This window comes from Empedobacter sp. GD03861, from assembly GCF_029840885.1.
Lineage (GTDB): Bacteria > Bacteroidota > Bacteroidia > Flavobacteriales > Weeksellaceae > Empedobacter > Empedobacter falsenii_B.
This window is the reverse complement of the sequence record NZ_JAOCDJ010000011.1, coordinates 13921-33812: the sequence shown is the minus strand read 5'-3', so window position 1 is coordinate 33812 and position 19892 is coordinate 13921. Positions and strand designations below refer to the sequence as shown.

Genomic DNA, 19892 nt, shown 5'->3' with positions numbered 1-19892 from the left:
TAATCCAACAACAAAAAAAGAAGTATATTTTTTTAGGCAATCCATTGATTATATTTTTCAAAAGCTTGTCTGATTTCTTCTTCAGTACAAACTACATCATAACGACAATTTCCAATCTTGTTGATCAAACTAAAGTTGATTGAATTGTTTTGATTTTTTTTGTCGTGTTTCATCCATTCCATTAAGTTCGGAAAAATTTTCATATCAATTGTATTTAATGCATACATTGACGAAAAACTTTCGCAAACCTCTTCCACATCAGCTTTAGAAATTAATTCTTGATCATAACTAAGGAATGTCTCAATAATCATTCCGATTACAATTGCTTCTCCATGTAAAAGCGGAAAATCAGTTTCTAAGGATTCACTTTCGATGGCATGACCTATTGTATGACCAAAATTTAAAATTTTGCGTTCACCTTTTTCATATGGATCATTGTCAACCACATTTTCTTTGATATGAATAGAATCCATGATAAAAGGAGCTAAAGATTCGGCATCGTGCGAAGGTAATTGCACCAAATTATCCCAATGATCACGATTTTTGATTAAACCATGTTTCAACATTTCGGCTAAGCCAGATTTTACTTGACGTTGCTCTAATGTCAACAAAAATTTAGGATCAACTAACACCATTTCCGGCTGTGTAAATGTCCCAATCATGTTTTTCATTCCTTCCAAATCAATTCCATTTTTTCCACCAGCAGAAGCATCAACTTGCGATAATAACGTAGTTGGAATGTTGATGAATTTGATTCCACGCTTGAAAGTAGAAGCCATAAAACCTCCCATATCCGTTAAAACTCCACCACCAACATTAATAACTAATGAATGACGATCTGCACCCAACTCGCTTAATGCTAACCAAAGATTAGTTACAGTATCGATGTTTTTATTTTCTTCTCCAGAGTCAATTTCAAGGATTTCGTAAGCAGAAATATTGTCCAAATCGGCTAATAATAGCGGTAAACAATGCACATGAGTGTTCTCATCTACCAAAAAGAAGATAGAAGAAAAAGTGTTATTTGCAAGGTAATCGTCTAATATATATGCGATTGAACCAAAATGAATCGGAGCTGATTTCAAAATGAAAAATGTTTTTAAAATGTGCCTAAAATTACGACGACCTTTTTACATCAACCAAATATTTTGAATGATTTATTTTAGGAGGGCTGTCGATAGAATCTATATTGATATTATCGACTTATAAAATAATTATTTTTAAATTTGCACAAATTCATAGATCAATGAACATAGTTCTTTTTGATGGCGAAGAATGGGAAGATTTTTTGCCCCTAACATTTACAAGACCTGTAGCTGCCCTAAGAATGGGGATATTGAGTTTTGCAGAACGTTGGGAAAAAATACTAAATACAGAGGTTTCTTATCAAACGAAACCTTATTTGCAAGAAAAATTTCCTGCTAAACTTCAAACAGAAAATACATTTATCAACCCAACTTTTTTTCCGAATGAAAAATTAATTGAAGCGATAAAGAATTTAAAACCAAACCAAACCCTAATTTTTGACAATCAACTTGTAGCAGTTAAATCAACTGAAGAAACTCCAAAAATCACATCAGATATTATTCAATTTGAAGATGAAGTAATTCATCTACAACATTCTTGGGATCTGTTTACTTACAATTTCCAGGCAATTGAATTTGATTTTGATTTGGTGACAAAAGGAAGAACTTCTCAATCAATATCTACAACCAACCAAGTTTTAGCTCCTGAAAAAATATTTATTGAAGAAGGTGCGAAAGTTGAATTTTCTATTTTGAATGCATCAGAAGGTCCAATTTATATTGGAAAAGATGCCGAAATTATGGAAGGTTCTATGATTCGTGGCGGATTAGCTTTATGCGAGCATGCAAAAATAAATATGGGTGCAAAAATATATGCTGGTTGTACGATTGGTCCTTTTTGTAAAGTTGGTGGTGAATTAAATAATTCAATCCTAATAGCATATTCAAATAAAGGACATGATGGGTTTTTAGGGAATTCTGTAATTGGAGAATGGTGCAATTTAGGCGCGGATACAAATAACTCAAACTTGAAAAATAATTATGCAGAAGTAAAGTTATGGAGTTATAACCAAAAAAGATTTGTAAAAACAGGTTTGCAATTTTGTGGTTTAATAATGGGCGATTATGCTAAATCTGCAATCAATACACAATTTAATACTGGTACAGTTGTTGGAGTTTGTGCGAACGTTTTTCAATCAGGTTTTCCACCAAATATGATTAAACATTATAGTTGGGGTGGACAATCAGACGCTCCTGTTTTTAATTTTGATAAAGCTTGTGAAGCTGCAGAAAAAATGATGGAAAGAAGAAAAATTGCTTTTACACTTGCTGATAAAAGAATTTTAGAACATATTTTTAATTTAAATAATAACTAATTTAATAACGAGTAAATCATAAGAATTTAAGTTTAAAATTGTAATATGATTAATTTTACGTGTTAATCTTTTAACAATTAATTAAAAAATCCTTAATTTTGCTTTTTGTTAGAAAAGAATATTTGTGAAATGACTGGTAAATATAAAAACGTTTTAGAGTTAATTGGAGATACTCCATTAGTTCAGTTAAACAGAATTAACCAAGACATTCCAGGCGAAGTTTATGCAAAGTTAGAATGTTACAATCCTGGACATTCAACAAAAGACAGAATAGCTTTACATATTATAGAAGAGGCTGAAAAAAATGGTCTATTAAAACCTGGTGCTACGATTGTAGAAACAACTTCAGGTAACACTGGATTTGCTGTAGCTATGGTGGCTATCGTAAAAGGGTACAAATGTATCTTAGCGGTATCGGATAAAACAAAGGCAGAAAAGATTTCATTCTTGAAAGCGATGGGAGCAAAAGTATTTTTGTGCCCTGCGAATGTACCTGCTGATGATCCAAGATCATATTACGAAGTAGCAAAACGTATTGCTGCGGAAACGCCAAATTCTCTTTATATTAATCAATATTTTAATCAAGGGAATACAGAAGCTCACTATTTAACAACAGGTCCTGAAATCTGGAATCAAACAGAGGGTAAAATTACTCACCTAATCGGTTGTACAGGTACAGGAGGAACTTTGACAGGTAGTGCACGTTATATAAAAGAGCAAAACCCAGATGTGAAAATCATCGGAGTTGATGCTTATGGATCAATATTGAAAGGTTATCACGAAACTGGAAAAATTGATCAGAATGATATCTATCCTTACAGAATCGAAGGAATGGGAAAAAATTTAGTTCCTGGAGCTTTAGATTTTGAAATGGTTGATTCTTTTATCAAAGTGACAGACGAAGAAGCTGCTTATCGTACAAGAGAAATTGCTTTGAAAGAAGGAATTATGGCAGGATATACTTCTGGTGCTGCAACACAAGCATATAAACAATTGGCTGAAGCTGGAGAATTTGACGAAAATTCTTTAGTTGTAATTTTGTATCCAGACCATGGTTCGCGCTATATGACAAAAGTTTTTAGTGATGATTGGATGGCAGAGCAAGGCTTTACAAATAGCAGACTCAATGGTTTAGAAGCTCGAGCAACAGTCGAAAGAATTAAATAATACGTATATTTGTAAAAATTAAATATTTAAAGTAGGTAGTGTTCGTTCACTTTCTACTTTTTTTCAATTAATAAAAAATTAAACTATAATAAAATGGACATTTTTGAACGTTTAAAACAGAACCCTGGACCATTAGGTCAATTCGCTGATTATGGTGAAGGTTATTATGTTTTTCCACAGTTAAAAGGAGAAATTGGACCCGTAATGGAATTCCAAGGTAAAAAAGTAATTACTTGGTCAATCAATAACTATTTAGGTTTAGCTAACCATCCAGAAGTTCGTAAAGCTGATGCTGATGCGGCAGCTGAATATGGTATGGCTTATCCAATGGGAGCTCGCGCAATGTCTGGACAAACAGATTTTCACGCACAATTAGAGCAAGAATTGGCTGATTTTGTTCAAAAAGAGTCTGCTTATTTAATGAATTTTGGATACCAAGGAATGGTATCTACAATTGATGCTTTAGTATCTAAAAATGATGTAATCGTTTATGATGCTGAATGTCATGCTTGTATCGTGGATGGTGTTCGTTTACACTTTGGTAAACGTTTTATTTACCAACACAACAACATCGAAAGTTTCGAAAAAACAATTATTCGTGCACGTAAATTAGCCGACAAACAAGGAGGCGGAATTTTAGTGATTACAGAAGGTGTTTTCGGAATGACAGGTAAGCAAGGTATTTTAAAAGAAATTGCTGCTTACAAAGACGAATACAAATTCCGTTTATTAGTTGATGATGCACATGGTTTTGGTACTTTAGGTAAAACTGGAGCTGGAGCCGGAGAGGAGCAAGGTTGTCAAGATAAGATTGATATCTATTTCTCAACTTTTGCAAAATCTATGGCAGGTTTCGGAGCATTTATTGCAGGTAACAAAGACATTATTCGTATTTTAAAATATAACTTACGTTCTCAAATTTTTGCTAAATCATTGACAATGCCAATGGTAATCGGAGGTTTAAAACGTCTTGAGTTATTACGTTCTCAACCAGAGCTTAAAGATAAGTTATGGCACAATGTAGAAAAAATTCAGAAAGGATTAGAAGAAAGAGGATTTGATATTGGAGGTTCTAACACATGTGTTACGCCAATCGTATTGAATGGTTCTCCTATCGAAGCGACTGTATTGGCAAAAGAAATGCGCGAAGAATATGGTATTTTCGTTTCTGTAGTAGTTTATCCAGTTATTCCAAAAGGAATGATTATTTTCCGTATTATTCCAACTGCTGCTCACGAAGACGAACACATCGAATATACGTTAAACTCATTTGCTGAGATTAAAGATAAATTAGCTGACGGATATTACAAACGCAAAGCAGAAGAATTGAATGTTGATTTTGTTCAATACTAAAATAAATATTCAATCAAATAATAGAAAAACCCTAAACTGAATTAGTTTAGGGTTTTTTGTTTGTATTCTGTTCAAAAGTTAAGTAATTATTCACTTTTTTCCATATTTGATTTACTATATTTGTTTACAAATTAGACACACAAACACACAACAATTTTAATTATGAAAATTCACAATTTTAGTGCAGGACCATGCATTTTACCACAAGTTGTTTTCGACAAAATGGCTCAAGCTTGTTTAGATTTCAACAATTCAGGAACATCAATCTTAGAAATTTCTCACCGTCGCAAAGATGCGGTAGAAGTAATTGATACAGCAAGAGCGTTGGTAAAAGAATTGATGAATGTTCCAGAAACACATGACGTAGTTTTTATGCAAGGTGGAGCTTCATTGCAATTTCCTACTGTAGCTTACAATTTATTGAAAGAAGGCGGAAAAGCAGCTTATACACAAACAGGAAAATGGGCAGAAAATGCTATCAAAGAAGCGAAGCGTTTCGGAGAAATCGAAGTTATTGCTTCTTCAAAAGATCAAAATTATAGTTATATTCCAAAAGGATATACTGTTCCTTCAGATGTTGATTATTTCCACTGCACATCAAATAATACCATTTTTGGAACACAAATGAAAGAGTTTCCAAATTCTCCAGTTCCAATAGTTTGTGATATGTCTTCGGATATTTTATCTCGCACAATTGATGTTTCTAAATTTGGTGTAATCTATGCTGGAGCCCAAAAAAATATGGGACCTGCAGGTTCTGCTGTTGCAATCGTTCAAAAAGATTTATTAGGTAAAACGGGACGTAATATTCCCGATTATTTAAACTACGAAACACATATCAAAAAAGAATCATCGTTTAATACGTGGCCAGTAATTGCAATTTACGGTGTCATGTTAAATTTACAATGGTTAAAAGAGCAAGGTGGAGTAGAAGCGATTGCAAAAATTAATACTGCAAAAGCAGATGCAATGTATGCTGAAATTGATCGTAACGGATTATTTACAGGAACTGCTGCAACAGAAGATCGTTCTCAAATGAATGCCACTTTTGTCTTAAATAACGAAGATTTCAAAGCTGATTTTGATGCAATGTTAAAAGAAGCTGGAGTTGTTTCTTTGGCTGGTCACCGTGATGTTGGTGGATACCGTGCGTCTATGTACAATGCTTTACCATTAGAATCTGTTCAAGTTTTGGTAGAAGTAATGAAACAATTTGAACAAAAATTTGGTTAATCAGCAGACATTAGATGCTAGATATTAGTATTGAGAAATATATTATCTAACATCTAAAATCTCACATCTTAATTCTATAATAATAACATGAAAATATTAGCAAACGATGGAATTTCTAAGGCAGGAATAGAAGCTTTAGAAGCAAAAGGTTTCGAAGTAATAACTGCTCACGTAGCACAAGAACAATTAGAAAATTATATCAACGAAAATGGAGTTGAAGTACTTTTAGTGCGTTCTGCGACTAAAGTTCGTCAACCTTTGATTGATGCGACAAATCTTAAAATTATCGGTCGTGGAGGAGTTGGTATGGACAATATCGATGTTGCTTATGCACGCGAAAAAGGAATTCAGGTGATTAATACGCCAGCATCTTCTTCTCAATCTGTAGCAGAATTTGTAATTGCGCATTTGTTTTCTATCGTTCGTAATTTACACCAAGCCAATCGTAATATGCCTTTAGAAGGAGATTCTAACTTCAATGGATTGAAAAAAGCTTACGCAAAAGCAATCGAATTGAGAGGAAAAACAATGGGTGTAATCGGTTTTGGCCGTATCGGTGTAGAAGTGATTCGTGAAGCGATTGGTTTAGGAATGAATATTTTAGTGTATGATAAATTCCCAGCAACACGTGACATTGAATTAGAATTTTTTGATGGTCAAAAATTAACGTTTACCATCACTTCTGTTGATTTTGATGAAGTCATTACAAAAGCAGATTTCATTTCGCTGCATGTTCCAGCACAAGATGGATATATTTTGGGTGAAAAAGAATTTGCAAAAATGAAAGATGGCGTGATTGTAATTAATACGGCTCGTGGTGGAGTAGTTGACGAGCGTGCTTTGGTTGATGCAATTGAAGACGGAAAAGTTGCTGGAGCAGCCTTAGATGTTTTTGAGAATGAGCCAACACCAGAAATGGGCTTGTTGATGAACGAATCTTTGTCATTATCTCCTCATATTGCAGGTTCTACGAATGAAGCGCAGGACAGAATTGGAACTGAATTAGCTTCGCAAATCGTTGAGATTTACGGAAAATAATTTTGAGTTTCATTCTATCTAAAACTATTCAAAATGCCTCAATTTAAACCATTCAAAGGAATTCGACCTACAGAAGAAACTTCTCAAGAATTTGTGACGCTTGCCGTTAATCAATATTCGAAAGAAGAATTGGATTATTATATCAATAACAGAGAAAACTCTTTTTTGCATATTATTTTGCCAACTTGGGACGAAACGATTCAAGATCCGAAAGAGAAATTCAGAAAAGTTCGTGAGAATTTTGAGGATTTTATTTCGAAAAAAATATTAACGCAAGACAAGTCGTCTTTTTATATTTATCAAGTCATACAGCCTGATGGACGCGAAACAAAAGGACTTTTAGGCTTGGTGAATATTGATGATTATCGTCAAAATAAAATAAAAAAGCACGAAGAAACTTTGGAGCGTCGTGTGGAATTATTTGCTGATTATTTGAAAGAATCTCATTTCCATGCGGAACCTGTTTTGTTGACCTATAAACCTGCTCAACGTGTAGATTTGTTGATTGATACGGAAATGAAACGCAAGCCGATTCTGAAAATAGAAGAAGAAAACGGAACGCAACATTTGTTGTGGAGAGTTGATAATCGTTTAAATTTAAAACAATTAAAAGATTCAATCGAAAAATTAGACGAATTGTATATTGCAGATGGACATCATCGTATGGAAAGTTCGGAGCGATACACAAAATTTGCGATTGAAAATTCGAAAGATGAAGTCTATGGTGATGAAGCGTTTAATTATACGTTAGCACTTTTAGTTTCGAATGAAGATTTGATTATCAATGATTATAATCGATTAATTAAAGATTTAAACGGCTTAACTCCAGAAGTGTTTTTAACTGCTTTAGAAGCTGATTTTGAAATTATTCCGAAAGGTGATGAATTAGTTGTGCCAACCAAAAAACATCATATTGTGATGTATTTAGATGGTCAATATTATAGTTTATATGTCAAAAATAATTTATTGACAACCGAAGGTTTAAGCGAATTGGATACTTATATTTTCGAAGAAAATGTGATGAAACCAATTCTAAATATTCAAGATTCTAAAAAGGATAAACGCATTCATTACGAATGTGGTACGCGCAATAGAGAAGGAGTAGAAGCGCTTAAAAATAAAGTTGATCATCACGATTATATTGCAGCTTTTGCTTTTTATCCAGTGGATGTGAAGGATTTGCAATTGATTGCGGATTTAGGGCTTAAAATGCCACCAAAAAGTACATATATCGAACCAAAACCATTAAGCGGTTTTGCTGTATTTGATTTGAAAGAATAAAAAATGAGTATTCAAGAAAATTTAAAAACAATCGAAGCTACAATTCCTGCTCATGTGATATTGGTAGCGGTTTCTAAGACAAAACCTGTGGAGGATTTGCAAGAAGCTTATGCGGCTGGAATGCGAGATTTTGGTGAAAACAAGATTCAAGAAATGTGCGATAAATACGAAGTTCTTCCAAAGGATATACGTTGGCATATGATTGGTCATGTGCAAACCAACAAAGTGAAGTATATGGCGCCTTTTGTGCATTTGATACATGGTGTTGATAGTTTAAAATTGTTGAAAGAAATTCACAAACAAGCCGAAAAAAATAATCGCGTAATTGATGTGTTGTTGCAACAATTTATAGCAGATGAAGAAACAAAATTTGGCTTGGATGAAGAAGAAATTCAACAGATAATGCAAGAAGAAATTCAGCATTTACCAAATGTTCGCGTAGTTGGATTGATGGGAATGGCAACGTTTACGGAAGATGAAAGTCAGATTCATGAAGAATTCCGTTCTTTAAAATCTAACTTTGATTCATTGAAATCTATTTATCAAAACATTTCTATTTTATCAATGGGAATGTCAGGAGATTATCAAATCGCGATAGAAGAAGGCAGTACAATGGTTCGCATTGGGAGTTCGATCTTTGGACATCGTAATTATTCGATTTAACAGAATAGTATTGCAATACAAAACCCCTGAAATTTATGTTTTAGGGGTTTATTATTTATACAACAATTTCTAAAAAGGTAAAGTGTTTAAATTGACATTTCCACCAGAAATACATGGTTTTTATCGCTATTAGCTTCATGTAATATCGTTTCGATATTTTTAAAAACTAAGTTAGTTTGCTCTAAAATTGTTAACAGAATTTTTTTGGTTTCGCAATCTATTGGTAATTGACCAGAAATAGAATTCCATTATTCTATACATTGTGAGTAGTGTCCATTTGCAATTGGTATATTTTCTGTTTGAATAATTTTCTTATTGGTTTTAAATATATCTTTATATCAAGATATATTACAAGTATATCCAAATTAAAAAAACTATTGATAGAATTGGATCAATAATCATTATAAAAAAATAAAACCTGAACAGATTTGTTCAGGTTCTATTCATTCAGGAATAAATTTTAACCATTTCCTCCACCGCCTCCGCCGCTTTGTTCTTGGTTAGATTTTGAGCGTTCTATATTAAATTGTTTTCCGAAATTGTAACTAATTCCAATACGATACATTCTGAAAGCTTGATTAACTCCCATATTTGTTACGTTGTTAGACGTACTTGTGTAAGTTCCATTTTTATTTTCGAAAAGGTTAGAGATATTTGCCGAAAGTTGTAATTTCTTTTTAAATACCATTGCTCTCATACCAATGTTATGACGCATAAAATCTCCAAATTTGTCTAATCCATCTGTACTTTTTGTATAATATGAATAAGTGTAATTAGCAAAAAGTGTTTTCTTTTTATTTAAATCTAAATTATTTGTAATTCTAAATTCCCCATTCATTCCGTCTAATGTATAATTCATTTCAGGAATTTTACTTGTGGTTTTGCGATAATAAACATCTGCCGAAGCATTTATTTTCCACCATTTGTATGGTTTTACATTGATGTTTTCACTAAATCCAATACTATATGTTTTTCCAATATTATAAGGCTTAGAAAGTGTAATCTTGGTATCAGGATCCATGATGCTTACTTGTTCAAAAAGATCATTCGCATTGCGGTAATACAAACTTGTTACCAATAAATCTTTATACGCATGCTCTAACTCGAAATTATTCGAATTAGAAGGCGTCAAATTTGGATTTCCTTCTGAATAATTATACTCATTTTGTTTCGTTCTTCTTGGATTTAAATACCAAATAAATGGACGATCTACACGACGACTATAGTTTAATGTAAACGAATGATTTTCCGATGATTGATACATCAAATAAGCGGTAGGATATAAGCCGTCATAAGTTTTTTCGTAATTATTTTTCGGATCTTCCATAATGCTTTTCACTTGTGCATGCTCATAGCGTAACCCAACTTTTCCTGTCAGCTTTTCACTCAATTGTTTTTCTACCGAATAATACAATGCGTAGACATTCTCTTTGTAATTGTATTTGCTTGCAAAATCGGTATCTTCATGGAAATTATCATTCGGATTAAGTTTTAAAAATCGTTGATTTTCCGCTTCATCTGTTGCCCAACGTAAACGCGTTCCATAATTCATTTTCCACGAATTAACAGGATGCTCCATATCGATACTTGCATTGAATCGGTTTGAAGAGCCGTCATTTAAGCTGTAATTATTTTCGTATTTACCTGGAATTTCTGCCCAATTAGGATCAAATTCGTTACTGATATTTTTGTTATTGCTATCGTTTCCGTTATTCGAATAGTCAAAATCGAATGTTAACTTTTTACCTTCCGTTTTGAATTTTTTGATGATATGGTAATTTAATCCCAAATAATTCCAATTCCATTTTCCACCATCCCAATTCGTTGTCATATATCGGTTTAAGGTATTATTTGTTAAATCAAAAATAGAAGTGATGGAATTCCCTTTGTTCATCCCATCTCCATCAGAATAGTCAAAGTTAAATCCTGTAATGAATAAATCGTTTAGTTGGTAGTCAATACCAATTCTTCCACCATAATACTGGTTCTCATTTTTATTTTTTCCGTTTGTCAACCATTTCTGATCAGGATAAATAGTCGAATTTTCACTTTCATTGTACCAATTTCCAACACCACTATAAACACTCGAGGTTAAGGTCCATTTTCCTTTTCGGTAATTGATATTCCCATTTAAGTTAAAACCTGGATATTTTTGCTGACTATAAGAACTTGAAATAGAGCCATTGAAACTTTCTTGTTTTGCATTTTTCAATACGATATTAATGATTCCACTATTTCCAGTTGCATCGTATTTTGAAGGTGGATTGGTGATAACTTCTATTTATCGATATCTTCTGTTCGAATGGTTTTTAGATAATTTGACAATTGTTCACTGCTCATTTGCATTAATCGGTCATTAATCATGACGCTTACTGAACCTTTTCCTATAATCGAAATAGCATCTGTAGCTTCTTCAACTTTTATACGTGGTGCAAGTTTTAACGCATCTAAGGCATTTCCTCCTTTTGCGCCTTCGGCTAATTCTGGATTAAAAATGATTCGATCAACTTTCTTTTCAATTAATTTTTTTTGACCTGTAACAACAGCTTCCGTTAAGGTTACATTTTCAGTTTTAGGAACTAAAATAATTCCTAAATCCGTATGATTCATAATCGTGAGAGAGGATGAATGAAGTAAAATTCCAGCTTCTTCAATTCTATACGTATAAGTTCCTTCTTCTAAAATAACCGTAAAGTGCCCATTTTTGTCAGTAGAAATTTCATCTATAATTTTTTCGCCTTGAAAAATGATTACATCTGCTAACGCTATTGGAGCTTGATTGGTATATTGAAAAGTTCCTTTTATTTCTTGTTGAGCAAAAGTATGAACAGATGCAATACAAATAATTGGAAGAAAATATTTTTTCATTTATAGGGTTGTTTACAAATAAGACGCATCAATCATCAAAAAGTTACAAAACTATAAGTGAAAATATCTTAAATAATAATGAATTAAAGAATCAAAAACTCCCAATAAGGGGATTATTGGGAGTGAATAAACTTATTTAAGTTCTTTTTCTAATTGAATAGATTTTGGAAATAGAATGTTGTTTTCGATGTGAATATGAGTATGCAAATCATTCTCGAATTCTTCTAACATTGCATAGGTCACGCGATAAGTGTTACACGCATCTGCTGGTGGAGTGTAATGATTGGTAAGTTCTGCAATCCTTGCAAAACGATCACCTTCTGCGGTATGTTCATGTTCCATCATGTGAACTGGATTTTCAACTGTACCAAAATGAGGAACTTCTAATTCTATTCCTCTTTTCTTTGCATGAGTCATTTTTTTGATAAATGGAAAAAGAATTAATTCTTCTTTTTTTAAATGAGCACTCAAATCTTGAGCTGTTTGATTAAATAAAGCGTTTATTTCATAAAGTACTGGATGTCTTTCACCATGAACTTTGCATAATTTGTCTAAGAAAGCGAGTAAAACAGGTATTTTTTCTTCCACATAAGCATGATGTATTTTTTCAACATATTCACTTAGCAAATCCAATGGCCACGATTTAAAATCAATTGAAGCTTCGGTTTGAGAAGGTAAATTTTCCAAATCATTATACACTTTGTTTACATCTGTAGTTTTATTTTCACAGGCTTCTTCGATGGTTCTTCCTCCACGGCAACAAAAATCAATTCCATATTTTTTGAAAACTGCAGCAGTTCTAAAATCTTCTGCAACCATTTCTCCTATTAAGTCTGTTCTAGTGTTCATAATAAAATACTTTTATATCCTTTATTAATTTAAATTTTTTTGAAAAACTCCCCAACCTATGTCGGGGAGTTATAGGGATTATTTTTTCAATGATAAAACATAATCGATCATTTGACCAGCTTCATCTTTTGTTACTGTAGAGTGAGGTGTCATTGGAATATCGCCCCAATTTCCTTTTCCTCCTTCAATAATTTTTGATGCCAACATATCACGATCAGCTTCTGTATATTTTGCTGCAACATCTTGATAAGATGGTCCAATCAATTTTGTGTCAACTGTGTGACAAGATAAACAGTCTGCTTTTTCAACTAAGTTTTTTCCTTTTTCAGCACTTGTTAATTCTGCTGCTTGAGGTGCTTCAGCTGGTTTTCCAACATCAACAGTTGAATAATCAATTTCGCTATCTGTCGATTTTTTGTCTTCTGCTTTGTTGCAAGAATAGAACGACACCGCAACAAGAGCGGCCATCATAAAAGTTAATTTTTTCATTTCGTAATTTTTTATTGTTCTTAATTTAGTTGTTTTTTTATAGCATCCACCGTTTCATCAATGTCAATAGCTAAGCCTTCTTTTTGGTGAACTAAAATACCTTCTTTCGAAAAAACGCTGATAATGTTTGAATGAGAGAAATCGATTGGAGAAATTTGTTTGTATTTCATTGCCAAGCTATTTGCAAATTCACGTGTATTATCTTCAGAGCTTCTCAAAAATAACCATTGTTTATTATCTATTTTATTATTTTTTAGAAAATCGGTCATTTTTTCTGGTGTATCTGTTTTAGGATCAATAGAAACCAAAACATAAGTCAAGTCTTTTCCTTTGTAATTGACTTTTGTTGCGATGTCTTTCATGTCCAATGTCAATCGCGGACAAGCCGTTTTGCATGAAGTATAAATCATCACTACAGTCAAAACTTTTCCTTTTAATTCTTCCAATTTGATTTCATTTCCATTTTGTGTTTGCCATTCGGATTGCAAATTGAAAATCGATTCAGAATCAGTTACGGTTGTTTCCGTTTTTGATTGACAAGAAAACAACACAATTAGTGGAAGCATAAGGAATAGAATTTTTTTCATCTTATTCTATTTTATAGGTTAATTAATATCTTTTGCACAACGGAATCCTAAATTGTTGACCGTGTAATTAGCTTCAATACTACCTCTTAAAGCGAAACGAATAAAGGCAGCATAATTTTTCAAATCTGATGAGGTAACCGAAGCACCAGCACAAAAAAGCGTTTCATTTACGGTATTGTCTTTTCTAGATTCACCAGAAAGCATAACCGAATTAAAATCATCTGTCCATTCCCAAATTAAACCATAAAGGTCATAAACACCCCAAGCATTTGGTGAAAACTGTTTGACAGGTTTCGTATAACTCATTTTGTTTTGATACAATTGAAGAATACGTTGGGTAAAAGCCGGATCTTCTGTTGCGTCTTTCATTTGTTCGTCTGCACGTGCAGTATATTCCCATTCATCGATTGTTGGTAAACGTTTTCCTACACTTTTGGCATAAGCTTTTGCAGCAAACCACGAAACATTTGTGACAGGCGCATCTAAGCTTACTCCTTTTGGAATCTCATAATTGGATGTCCAATGTTTCAAATAAGTACTATCGGCATAAATTCGTTTTACTTGGTCTTTTGTCCATTGCGGATTTGCCTTTAGAAATTTGATATACTCGCGATTTGTGACAGCCGTTTCATCGATATAAAACGATTGCACTTCAACTAAACTATCTTGATTTCCAACAAACGGTTTATAGAAACCACCATCAACTTTCACCATTTTTTTATCATCTTGGATAAAAGCTAAAGTGGTGGTTTCATTTTTTTGTTCTGTTGTTGTCGTTTTAGAACAAGATAAAAGTGAAATAAATACGGTTAATATAACGATTAAACGGTACATATTAATTGAACTGAGATTAATTATTTATTTGACTTAAATACTTTTGGATTGTCATTTCCATTGACTTTTATTTTTCCTAAAGCACCTTTATTAAATGCTCTGAAAATAGCATGATCCACAATTACATATTCACCTGGAACAGTAGCTTTGAACTCTACAATAGCAGCTCCACCAGCAGGAATAAGTGTTGTTTGAACATTTTCGTTTACTAAACTTCCACCTTCAGGATATACGCGATCGAAAATTTCTCCAATTAAGTGGAAAGATGAAGTTAAGTTAGGACCTCCATTTCCAACAAAGAAACGAACGGTTTCGCCAACATTAGCTTGCAATTCATTGTCGCCTAATAATCCTCCAGTATTTCCGTTGAATACAACATAATCAGGTGTTTCAGCAATAGCTTTATTCATGTCAAATTCTTGCATTCCTTTGTCGCCAAAGTTTCCTTTTACATAGAAATCTCCTTGCATAATGTAGAATTCTTTGTCAACTTTTGGTAAACCACCTTCTGGTTCGATAAGGATTAAACCATACATCCCGTTTGCGATATGCATTCCAACTGGAGCAGTAGCACAGTGGTAAACATATAAACCAGGATTTAATGCTTTAAAATTGAATACAGCTTCTTTACCTGGTGCAACAAATGATGCTTCAGCTCCACCTCCAGGACCATTCACTGCGTGAAGGTCAATATTGTGTGGAAATACACTGTTTTCATTATTTTTTAGGTGAAATTCAATCTCATCCCCAATTCGTGCTCGAATAAAACTACCAGGAACTGTACCTCCGAAAGTCCAAAAATTATATTGCGTACCATCTGCTAATTCTCCTGTTTTTTCGATTGTTTCTAAACGGACAATTAATTTTTTAGCCGCTCTATCTCCGATTGGTTCAGGAACTAATGGTGGAGAAGTTAATTTTGCTTCTTCAGCTGCCTCATTCGAAATAGCGATTGTTTCAGTGTCAGTAGTTTGAGTAGATTTTGTTGTTTGTTTACAAGCTGTCATTCCGAAAGCTAAACAAACCATTGCAAAAGGGATTACAAATTTTTTCATGTGCTTGATCTGTTAAGTTGTTTTTTTAGCCATAATTACTGTAGCGCAAAGATGCTCTTCGTATTTTTTAAATATTTTTTTCATTTTAATTACACGCTCTCTAATTTCAGGTTGAGTTGCAATGTTTTTGACAATAGTCATGAAACCATTAAATCCTTCATCGTCGATTAATCGAGACGGTTCTAGTAAGTGCATTTCTGCAGTTTCTATTGTGATAATTTCAAATCCTTCATTTATTAACCTATTTTTCCATTCTTCTATGGTTAATGGTCGTGCATTTACTTTCATGGTTTCAGCCAATTCTCGTTGAATCTCTTTTTTGATTTCTTCTGAAATCAGATCTGGTTTTAATGCTAACTCATGAATGGCATAGATGCCTTGATTTTTTAAAATACGAAAGGCTTCTTGTATGATTTCACTTTTTCGGTGATCAGCATGCATTGTCAACATAGCTTCTCCATAAACTTTTGTCTGACTTTCATTGTCCAATTCCGTCTGAGCTGCGTTAGCTAATTTGAACGTTGTTTTCTCATTTCCGAATTTAAGATTTAAGTCTTTTACAATAGCTTCTTCTAAATCAATACCTATATAGGTTTTCGGATTTTTTTGAAGTGTAATATTTGCTGTATAACCTAATCCTGGCGCAAATTCTACCACATGATCCGTTGAATTAATATCCAATAATTTGATCATTTTATCGGTCATTTGTTTCCCTCCAGGGCGTAATACTTTTTTTCCGACTTTAGCCAAAACCCAATGTCCTGACATTTTTTCAATAGAATCTTTGCTCATTTTTTTTTGTAATTAATGTGACACAAAAGACAATTAACATTAGCAATTTTAAACTTTCTGCATAAATGAAATAGTCGTGTAAAGGAGTAGGAGGTAAGCCTTTTCCTGTCATTAAAATGTCTGCTCGAGCATCCAAAACAGGTAACATCCAAAATTTTTCAAGACATAAAATAATCGTTAGAATAATGACACAAATTTTCATTGGATAGTTGATTTCTTTTCGGTTGATAAAAAATAGGAGAAGGATAATTCCTAAAAGTACAAATTGAATAATTGTTGAAATTCCAAATGTGATTTTTCCTAATTCTAATGCAATCGGTAAAGTCATTCCAGTGACTTGAAATTTTAAAGGCGTTTCAATAAAACTTATGCTGATAAAAATTCCTATCCATAAGAAAAGAAGCGCAAATATAAAAGGATGTTTTATTTTCATTAGTTCGGTTTTAAATTTATAAAAGACTTATTTATCCGATTTAAAATTAAATTTTTTTATTCAAAATTCAGTCTTAAAAAAACATTTTTTGTTTCCAATTTTTCAACTAAATCTCGAATAGTTGTCGATTCTAATAATTGTTTTAAATTGTTTCTTATTCCTTTAAATTGATCGTGTAATGGACAAGGACTTGTTTCCGAGCATTGTTTTAAACCTAATGCACAACCGTTAAAAATTTTATCTCCGTCAAATTCTTTTACAATATTCGCCAATGAATTATTCAAATTGGTTTCATTTAAATGAAAACCGCCTGTTGGTCCTTTTGTCGATTGCAATAAATCTTTTCTGGTCATTTCTTGTAAAATTTTCGCAATAAAATATTCAGGCGAATCAATTCCTTTTGCAACATCCTTGATGCTGATCTTGTTGCCGTCTTTTGTTTGTTGAGCTATAAAAGTCAACGCCCTAATTGCGTATTCACAAGTTTTTGATAACATTCCTTAATCTTTTTTTACACTACAAATATACGCTATATATTTAATAAAAGAGTAAAAAGTGTTTTATTAAAACTATAATTTATATCATGTTTTAAAAGGAAGGTTTATTTCCAGAACTCGTCGTTGTAATCGTCTTCAACTTTTTGATGTGATTCCTCTAATTTTAATCCAATAGCAGCAAAATCGTCTTCATTGATATATTCGTCCAAAAATGGAAACCATGCACGTTCTTCAAATCGGATATGATCATGAAGTTTTGTTGCAAAATCACTTAATAAATTTGTGTCAGGTTGTTTGGCAATTAATTCAATTAAACGTTCGATTTCGATATGTTCTGCCTTAATTTGTGTATTGTGTTGTTCGTCCGAAAAAGGAAAGATAATTTGTTCTTCTTCTTTGAAATGTTCTTTTAGATGACTTTTCCAAAAGTAATCGACATAAGTTGCCATGCGTTCTGGTTCAATGTTTTTATTTAAACCTTGTTGTATTTTCCAACTGCACAGTAAACCAAAATGATGATCTTTTGACAAAAGAACAATATGTTGATTTCGTTTCATAGTAATTGATTATGGTTAAATAATTAATTAAAATTACAAAATATTTCGAATAAAACACTGAATGAGTTAAGTTTATATGAAAAAGTTTAATTTAAAAAGAACTTCTGTTTCATTTGAGAAATTCTTGAACATTGATTAATTTTGAGGAATGAAAGCAAGTTTTGAACCGTACAAATTGATTTTTAAACAAGCAAGTGGTACTTCACGCGGAGTGTTGACCGAAAAACTGACTTATTTATTAACCATAGAAGAAGGAAAAAAATATGTAGGAGAATGTGGTTTATTCCAAGGGTTGAGTTTTGATGATCGACCTGAATATGAAGAAAAATTACATTGGGCATGCGAGAATATTGATTTAGGAATTGAAACATTATGGAGTCAATTGAGAGAATGGCCTTCGATTCAATTTGGATTGGAGCAAGCGTTTCAAAGTATGTCAGCCAATCGATACAATGATCATTACGATGATTGTTATAATCCTAATTTGTATGAATCATCGTTCTCATCTGGTGATGTCGGAATTCAAACCAATGGATTAATTTGGATGGGTTCGGTAGAATTTATGCGCGAACAAATTCAAGAAAAATTAGCGTTAGGTTTCAATTGTATCAAGATTAAAATCGGTGTTGATTGGGAAAATGAGCATAAGATTATTCAACAATTAAGACAAGACTTTTCTGCGGATCAATTAGAATTAAGAGTAGATGCGAATGGAGGTTTTACGTTTGAAGAAGCAAAAGTGGTCTTACAACAATTGGCAGAATTAAAAATACATTCGATTGAACAACCTATCAAAACTGGACAAATCGATTTGATGACGGAATTGTGTGCTACAACACCGACACCAATTGCGTTGGACGAAGAATTAATTGGAATTGTTCATCAAGAGGATAAATTCGAATTGTTAGAAAAAATCAAACCGCAATATATTATTCTAAAACCAAGTTTGGTTGGTGGAATCAGAGGTTCGTTGGAATGGATTAATGCGGCAGATACATACGAAATTCCGTTTTGGATAACGTCTGCTTTGGAAAGCAATATCGGTTTAAATGCTATTGCACAATGGACAGCGATTTTATACCCAGAAATGCCACAAGGATTGGGCACAGGAGGTTTGTTTACAAACAATTTCCCAAGTCGATTAGAATTAAGAGGAGAATATTTATTTCGAAACAAATTAGCATGAATAAAGTAATTATCGCATTTTTTGCAACAATCGTTTTAATGAGTTGTCAAACGACAAAAAAAACAATTGATTTAGTTGCAATTCAAAAATATCAAACCGAATTGGCGACTTTTTATACTGATCTTAAAACGACGCCATTGGTAGACGAAGAAAAAACGAATTTCAAAGGCATTACATTTTTTCCGATCAGCGAAAAATATATAGTGAAAGCGAAATTTACGCCAATCAAAGATGGAAAGGTGATTCCGTTTCCTACTTCTGCGAAAAAAATCAAAAATTACAAAGAATACGGAACGGTAACGTTCATGTTGGATAATGTTGAACAAACGCTGACGGTTTATCAATCTTCACCAATTATGGAGAAATATGCAGACAGTTTGTTTTTACCTTTTATGGACGAAACAAACGGCGTGACGTCTTATGGAGGTGGACGTTATTTGGATTTGAGTACAAAGGATTTAGGTACAACAGCCAATGAAATTACGTTGGATTTTAATCAAGTGTATAATCCATATTGTGCATATAGCAAACATTACAATTGTCCCATTCCGCCAGCGAATAATGTGTTGGATATCGAAATTAATGCAGGTGTAAGTTATCATAAATAGA

At 32.8% G+C, this 19892-nt stretch carries 21 protein-coding genes; 9 read left to right on the top strand and 12 right to left on the bottom strand.

Features of this window, described 5'->3' with window-relative positions; translation table 11 throughout:
• Positions 1–32: 32 nt before the first annotated feature.
• Positions 33–1085, bottom strand: a complete 1053-nt coding sequence (gene aroB / locus N5D03_RS07705; RefSeq protein WP_114999381.1) for a 3-dehydroquinate synthase — start codon at positions 1083–1085, stop codon at positions 33–35.
• A 161-nt stretch (positions 1086–1246) separates the two neighbouring features.
• Between aroB and N5D03_RS07700 the strand changes: the two genes are divergently transcribed.
• From N5D03_RS07700 to N5D03_RS07670, 7 genes are all read left to right on the top strand, one after another.
• Positions 1247–2401: a GlmU family protein gene (locus N5D03_RS07700; RefSeq protein ID WP_038336997.1), complete on the top strand. Its 1155-nt coding sequence runs from the start codon at positions 1247–1249 to the stop codon at positions 2399–2401.
• A 129-nt stretch (positions 2402–2530) separates the two neighbouring features.
• On the top strand, positions 2531–3568 hold the full coding sequence (locus N5D03_RS07695) for a pyridoxal-phosphate dependent enzyme (protein WP_038336998.1): 1038 nt from the start codon (positions 2531–2533) through the stop codon (positions 3566–3568).
• A 93-nt stretch (positions 3569–3661) separates the two neighbouring features.
• Positions 3662–4921, top strand: a complete 1260-nt coding sequence (locus N5D03_RS07690; RefSeq protein ID WP_280049708.1) for an aminotransferase class I/II-fold pyridoxal phosphate-dependent enzyme — start codon at positions 3662–3664, stop codon at positions 4919–4921.
• Between the two features lie 162 nt (positions 4922–5083).
• The gene (gene serC / locus N5D03_RS07685) at positions 5084–6154 is read left to right on the top strand and encodes a 3-phosphoserine/phosphohydroxythreonine transaminase (RefSeq protein WP_038337000.1); all 1071 of its coding nucleotides are present in this window, start codon (positions 5084–5086) and stop codon (positions 6152–6154) included.
• An 87-nt stretch (positions 6155–6241) separates the two neighbouring features.
• The gene (locus N5D03_RS07680) at positions 6242–7192 is read left to right on the top strand and encodes a D-2-hydroxyacid dehydrogenase (RefSeq protein ID WP_114999386.1); all 951 of its coding nucleotides are present in this window, start codon (positions 6242–6244) and stop codon (positions 7190–7192) included.
• Positions 7193–7225: 33 nt separating this feature from the next.
• Positions 7226–8473, top strand: a complete 1248-nt coding sequence (locus N5D03_RS07675; protein WP_280051310.1) for a DUF1015 domain-containing protein — start codon at positions 7226–7228, stop codon at positions 8471–8473.
• Positions 8474–8476: 3 nt separating this feature from the next.
• On the top strand, positions 8477–9136 hold the full coding sequence (locus tag N5D03_RS07670) for a YggS family pyridoxal phosphate-dependent enzyme (RefSeq protein WP_280035881.1): 660 nt from the start codon (positions 8477–8479) through the stop codon (positions 9134–9136).
• 460 nt (positions 9137–9596) lie between these two features.
• On the opposite strand, the gene N5D03_RS07665 is transcribed toward N5D03_RS07670, so the two are convergent.
• The 11 genes from N5D03_RS07665 to N5D03_RS07615 form a co-directional block, all read right to left on the bottom strand.
• On the bottom strand, positions 9597–11348 hold the full coding sequence (locus N5D03_RS07665) for an outer membrane beta-barrel family protein (protein WP_280051309.1): 1752 nt from the start codon (positions 11346–11348) through the stop codon (positions 9597–9599).
• A 65-nt stretch (positions 11349–11413) separates the two neighbouring features.
• On the bottom strand, positions 11414–12004 hold the full coding sequence (locus N5D03_RS07660; protein ID WP_280051308.1) for a hypothetical protein: 591 nt from the start codon (positions 12002–12004) through the stop codon (positions 11414–11416).
• 132 nt (positions 12005–12136) lie between these two features.
• The gene (gene ric, locus N5D03_RS07655; RefSeq protein ID WP_280051307.1) at positions 12137–12853 is read right to left on the bottom strand and encodes an iron-sulfur cluster repair di-iron protein; all 717 of its coding nucleotides are present in this window, start codon (positions 12851–12853) and stop codon (positions 12137–12139) included.
• Positions 12854–12931: 78 nt separating this feature from the next.
• Positions 12932–13342, bottom strand: coding sequence for a c-type cytochrome (locus N5D03_RS07650; protein ID WP_280049705.1), 411 nt, complete (start codon positions 13340–13342; stop codon positions 12932–12934).
• A gap of 20 nt (positions 13343–13362) precedes the next feature.
• Positions 13363–13929, bottom strand: coding sequence for an SCO family protein (locus N5D03_RS07645; RefSeq protein WP_280049704.1), 567 nt, complete (start codon positions 13927–13929; stop codon positions 13363–13365).
• Positions 13930–13947: 18 nt separating this feature from the next.
• A complete protein-coding gene (locus tag N5D03_RS07640; RefSeq protein ID WP_280049703.1) occupies positions 13948–14763 on the bottom strand; it encodes a formylglycine-generating enzyme family protein in 816 nt (271 codons plus the stop codon).
• Between the two features lie 20 nt (positions 14764–14783).
• Positions 14784–15818: a copper-containing nitrite reductase gene (gene nirK, locus N5D03_RS07635; RefSeq protein ID WP_280049702.1), complete on the bottom strand. Its 1035-nt coding sequence runs from the start codon at positions 15816–15818 to the stop codon at positions 14784–14786.
• A gap of 12 nt (positions 15819–15830) precedes the next feature.
• Entirely contained in the window at positions 15831–16610 is a 780-nt protein-coding gene (locus N5D03_RS07630) for a methyltransferase domain-containing protein (protein ID WP_280051305.1), read from the bottom strand.
• Positions 16591–17043, bottom strand: a complete 453-nt coding sequence (locus tag N5D03_RS07625) for a hypothetical protein (protein ID WP_280049700.1) — start codon at positions 17041–17043, stop codon at positions 16591–16593. The genes N5D03_RS07630 and N5D03_RS07625 overlap by 20 nt, the downstream gene beginning before the upstream one ends.
• A 56-nt stretch (positions 17044–17099) precedes the next feature.
• Positions 17100–17540: an Rrf2 family transcriptional regulator gene (locus N5D03_RS07620; protein WP_280049699.1), complete on the bottom strand. Its 441-nt coding sequence runs from the start codon at positions 17538–17540 to the stop codon at positions 17100–17102.
• Between the two features lie 104 nt (positions 17541–17644).
• On the bottom strand, positions 17645–18097 hold the full coding sequence (locus tag N5D03_RS07615; RefSeq protein WP_280049698.1) for a hemerythrin domain-containing protein: 453 nt from the start codon (positions 18095–18097) through the stop codon (positions 17645–17647).
• Between the two features lie 148 nt (positions 18098–18245).
• Here N5D03_RS07615 and N5D03_RS07610 point away from each other — a divergent pair, with 148 nt between their 5' ends.
• Both N5D03_RS07610 and N5D03_RS07605 read left to right on the top strand, forming a co-directional pair.
• Positions 18246–19283 (top strand): o-succinylbenzoate synthase, encoded by a 1038-nt coding sequence (locus N5D03_RS07610; RefSeq protein WP_280051304.1) that lies wholly within the window; start codon positions 18246–18248, stop codon positions 19281–19283.
• Positions 19280–19891, top strand: a complete 612-nt coding sequence (locus N5D03_RS07605) for a DUF1684 domain-containing protein (protein ID WP_221855293.1) — start codon at positions 19280–19282, stop codon at positions 19889–19891. Before N5D03_RS07610 ends, N5D03_RS07605 begins: the two co-directional genes overlap by 4 nt.
• Position 19892: the final 1 nt, after the last annotated feature.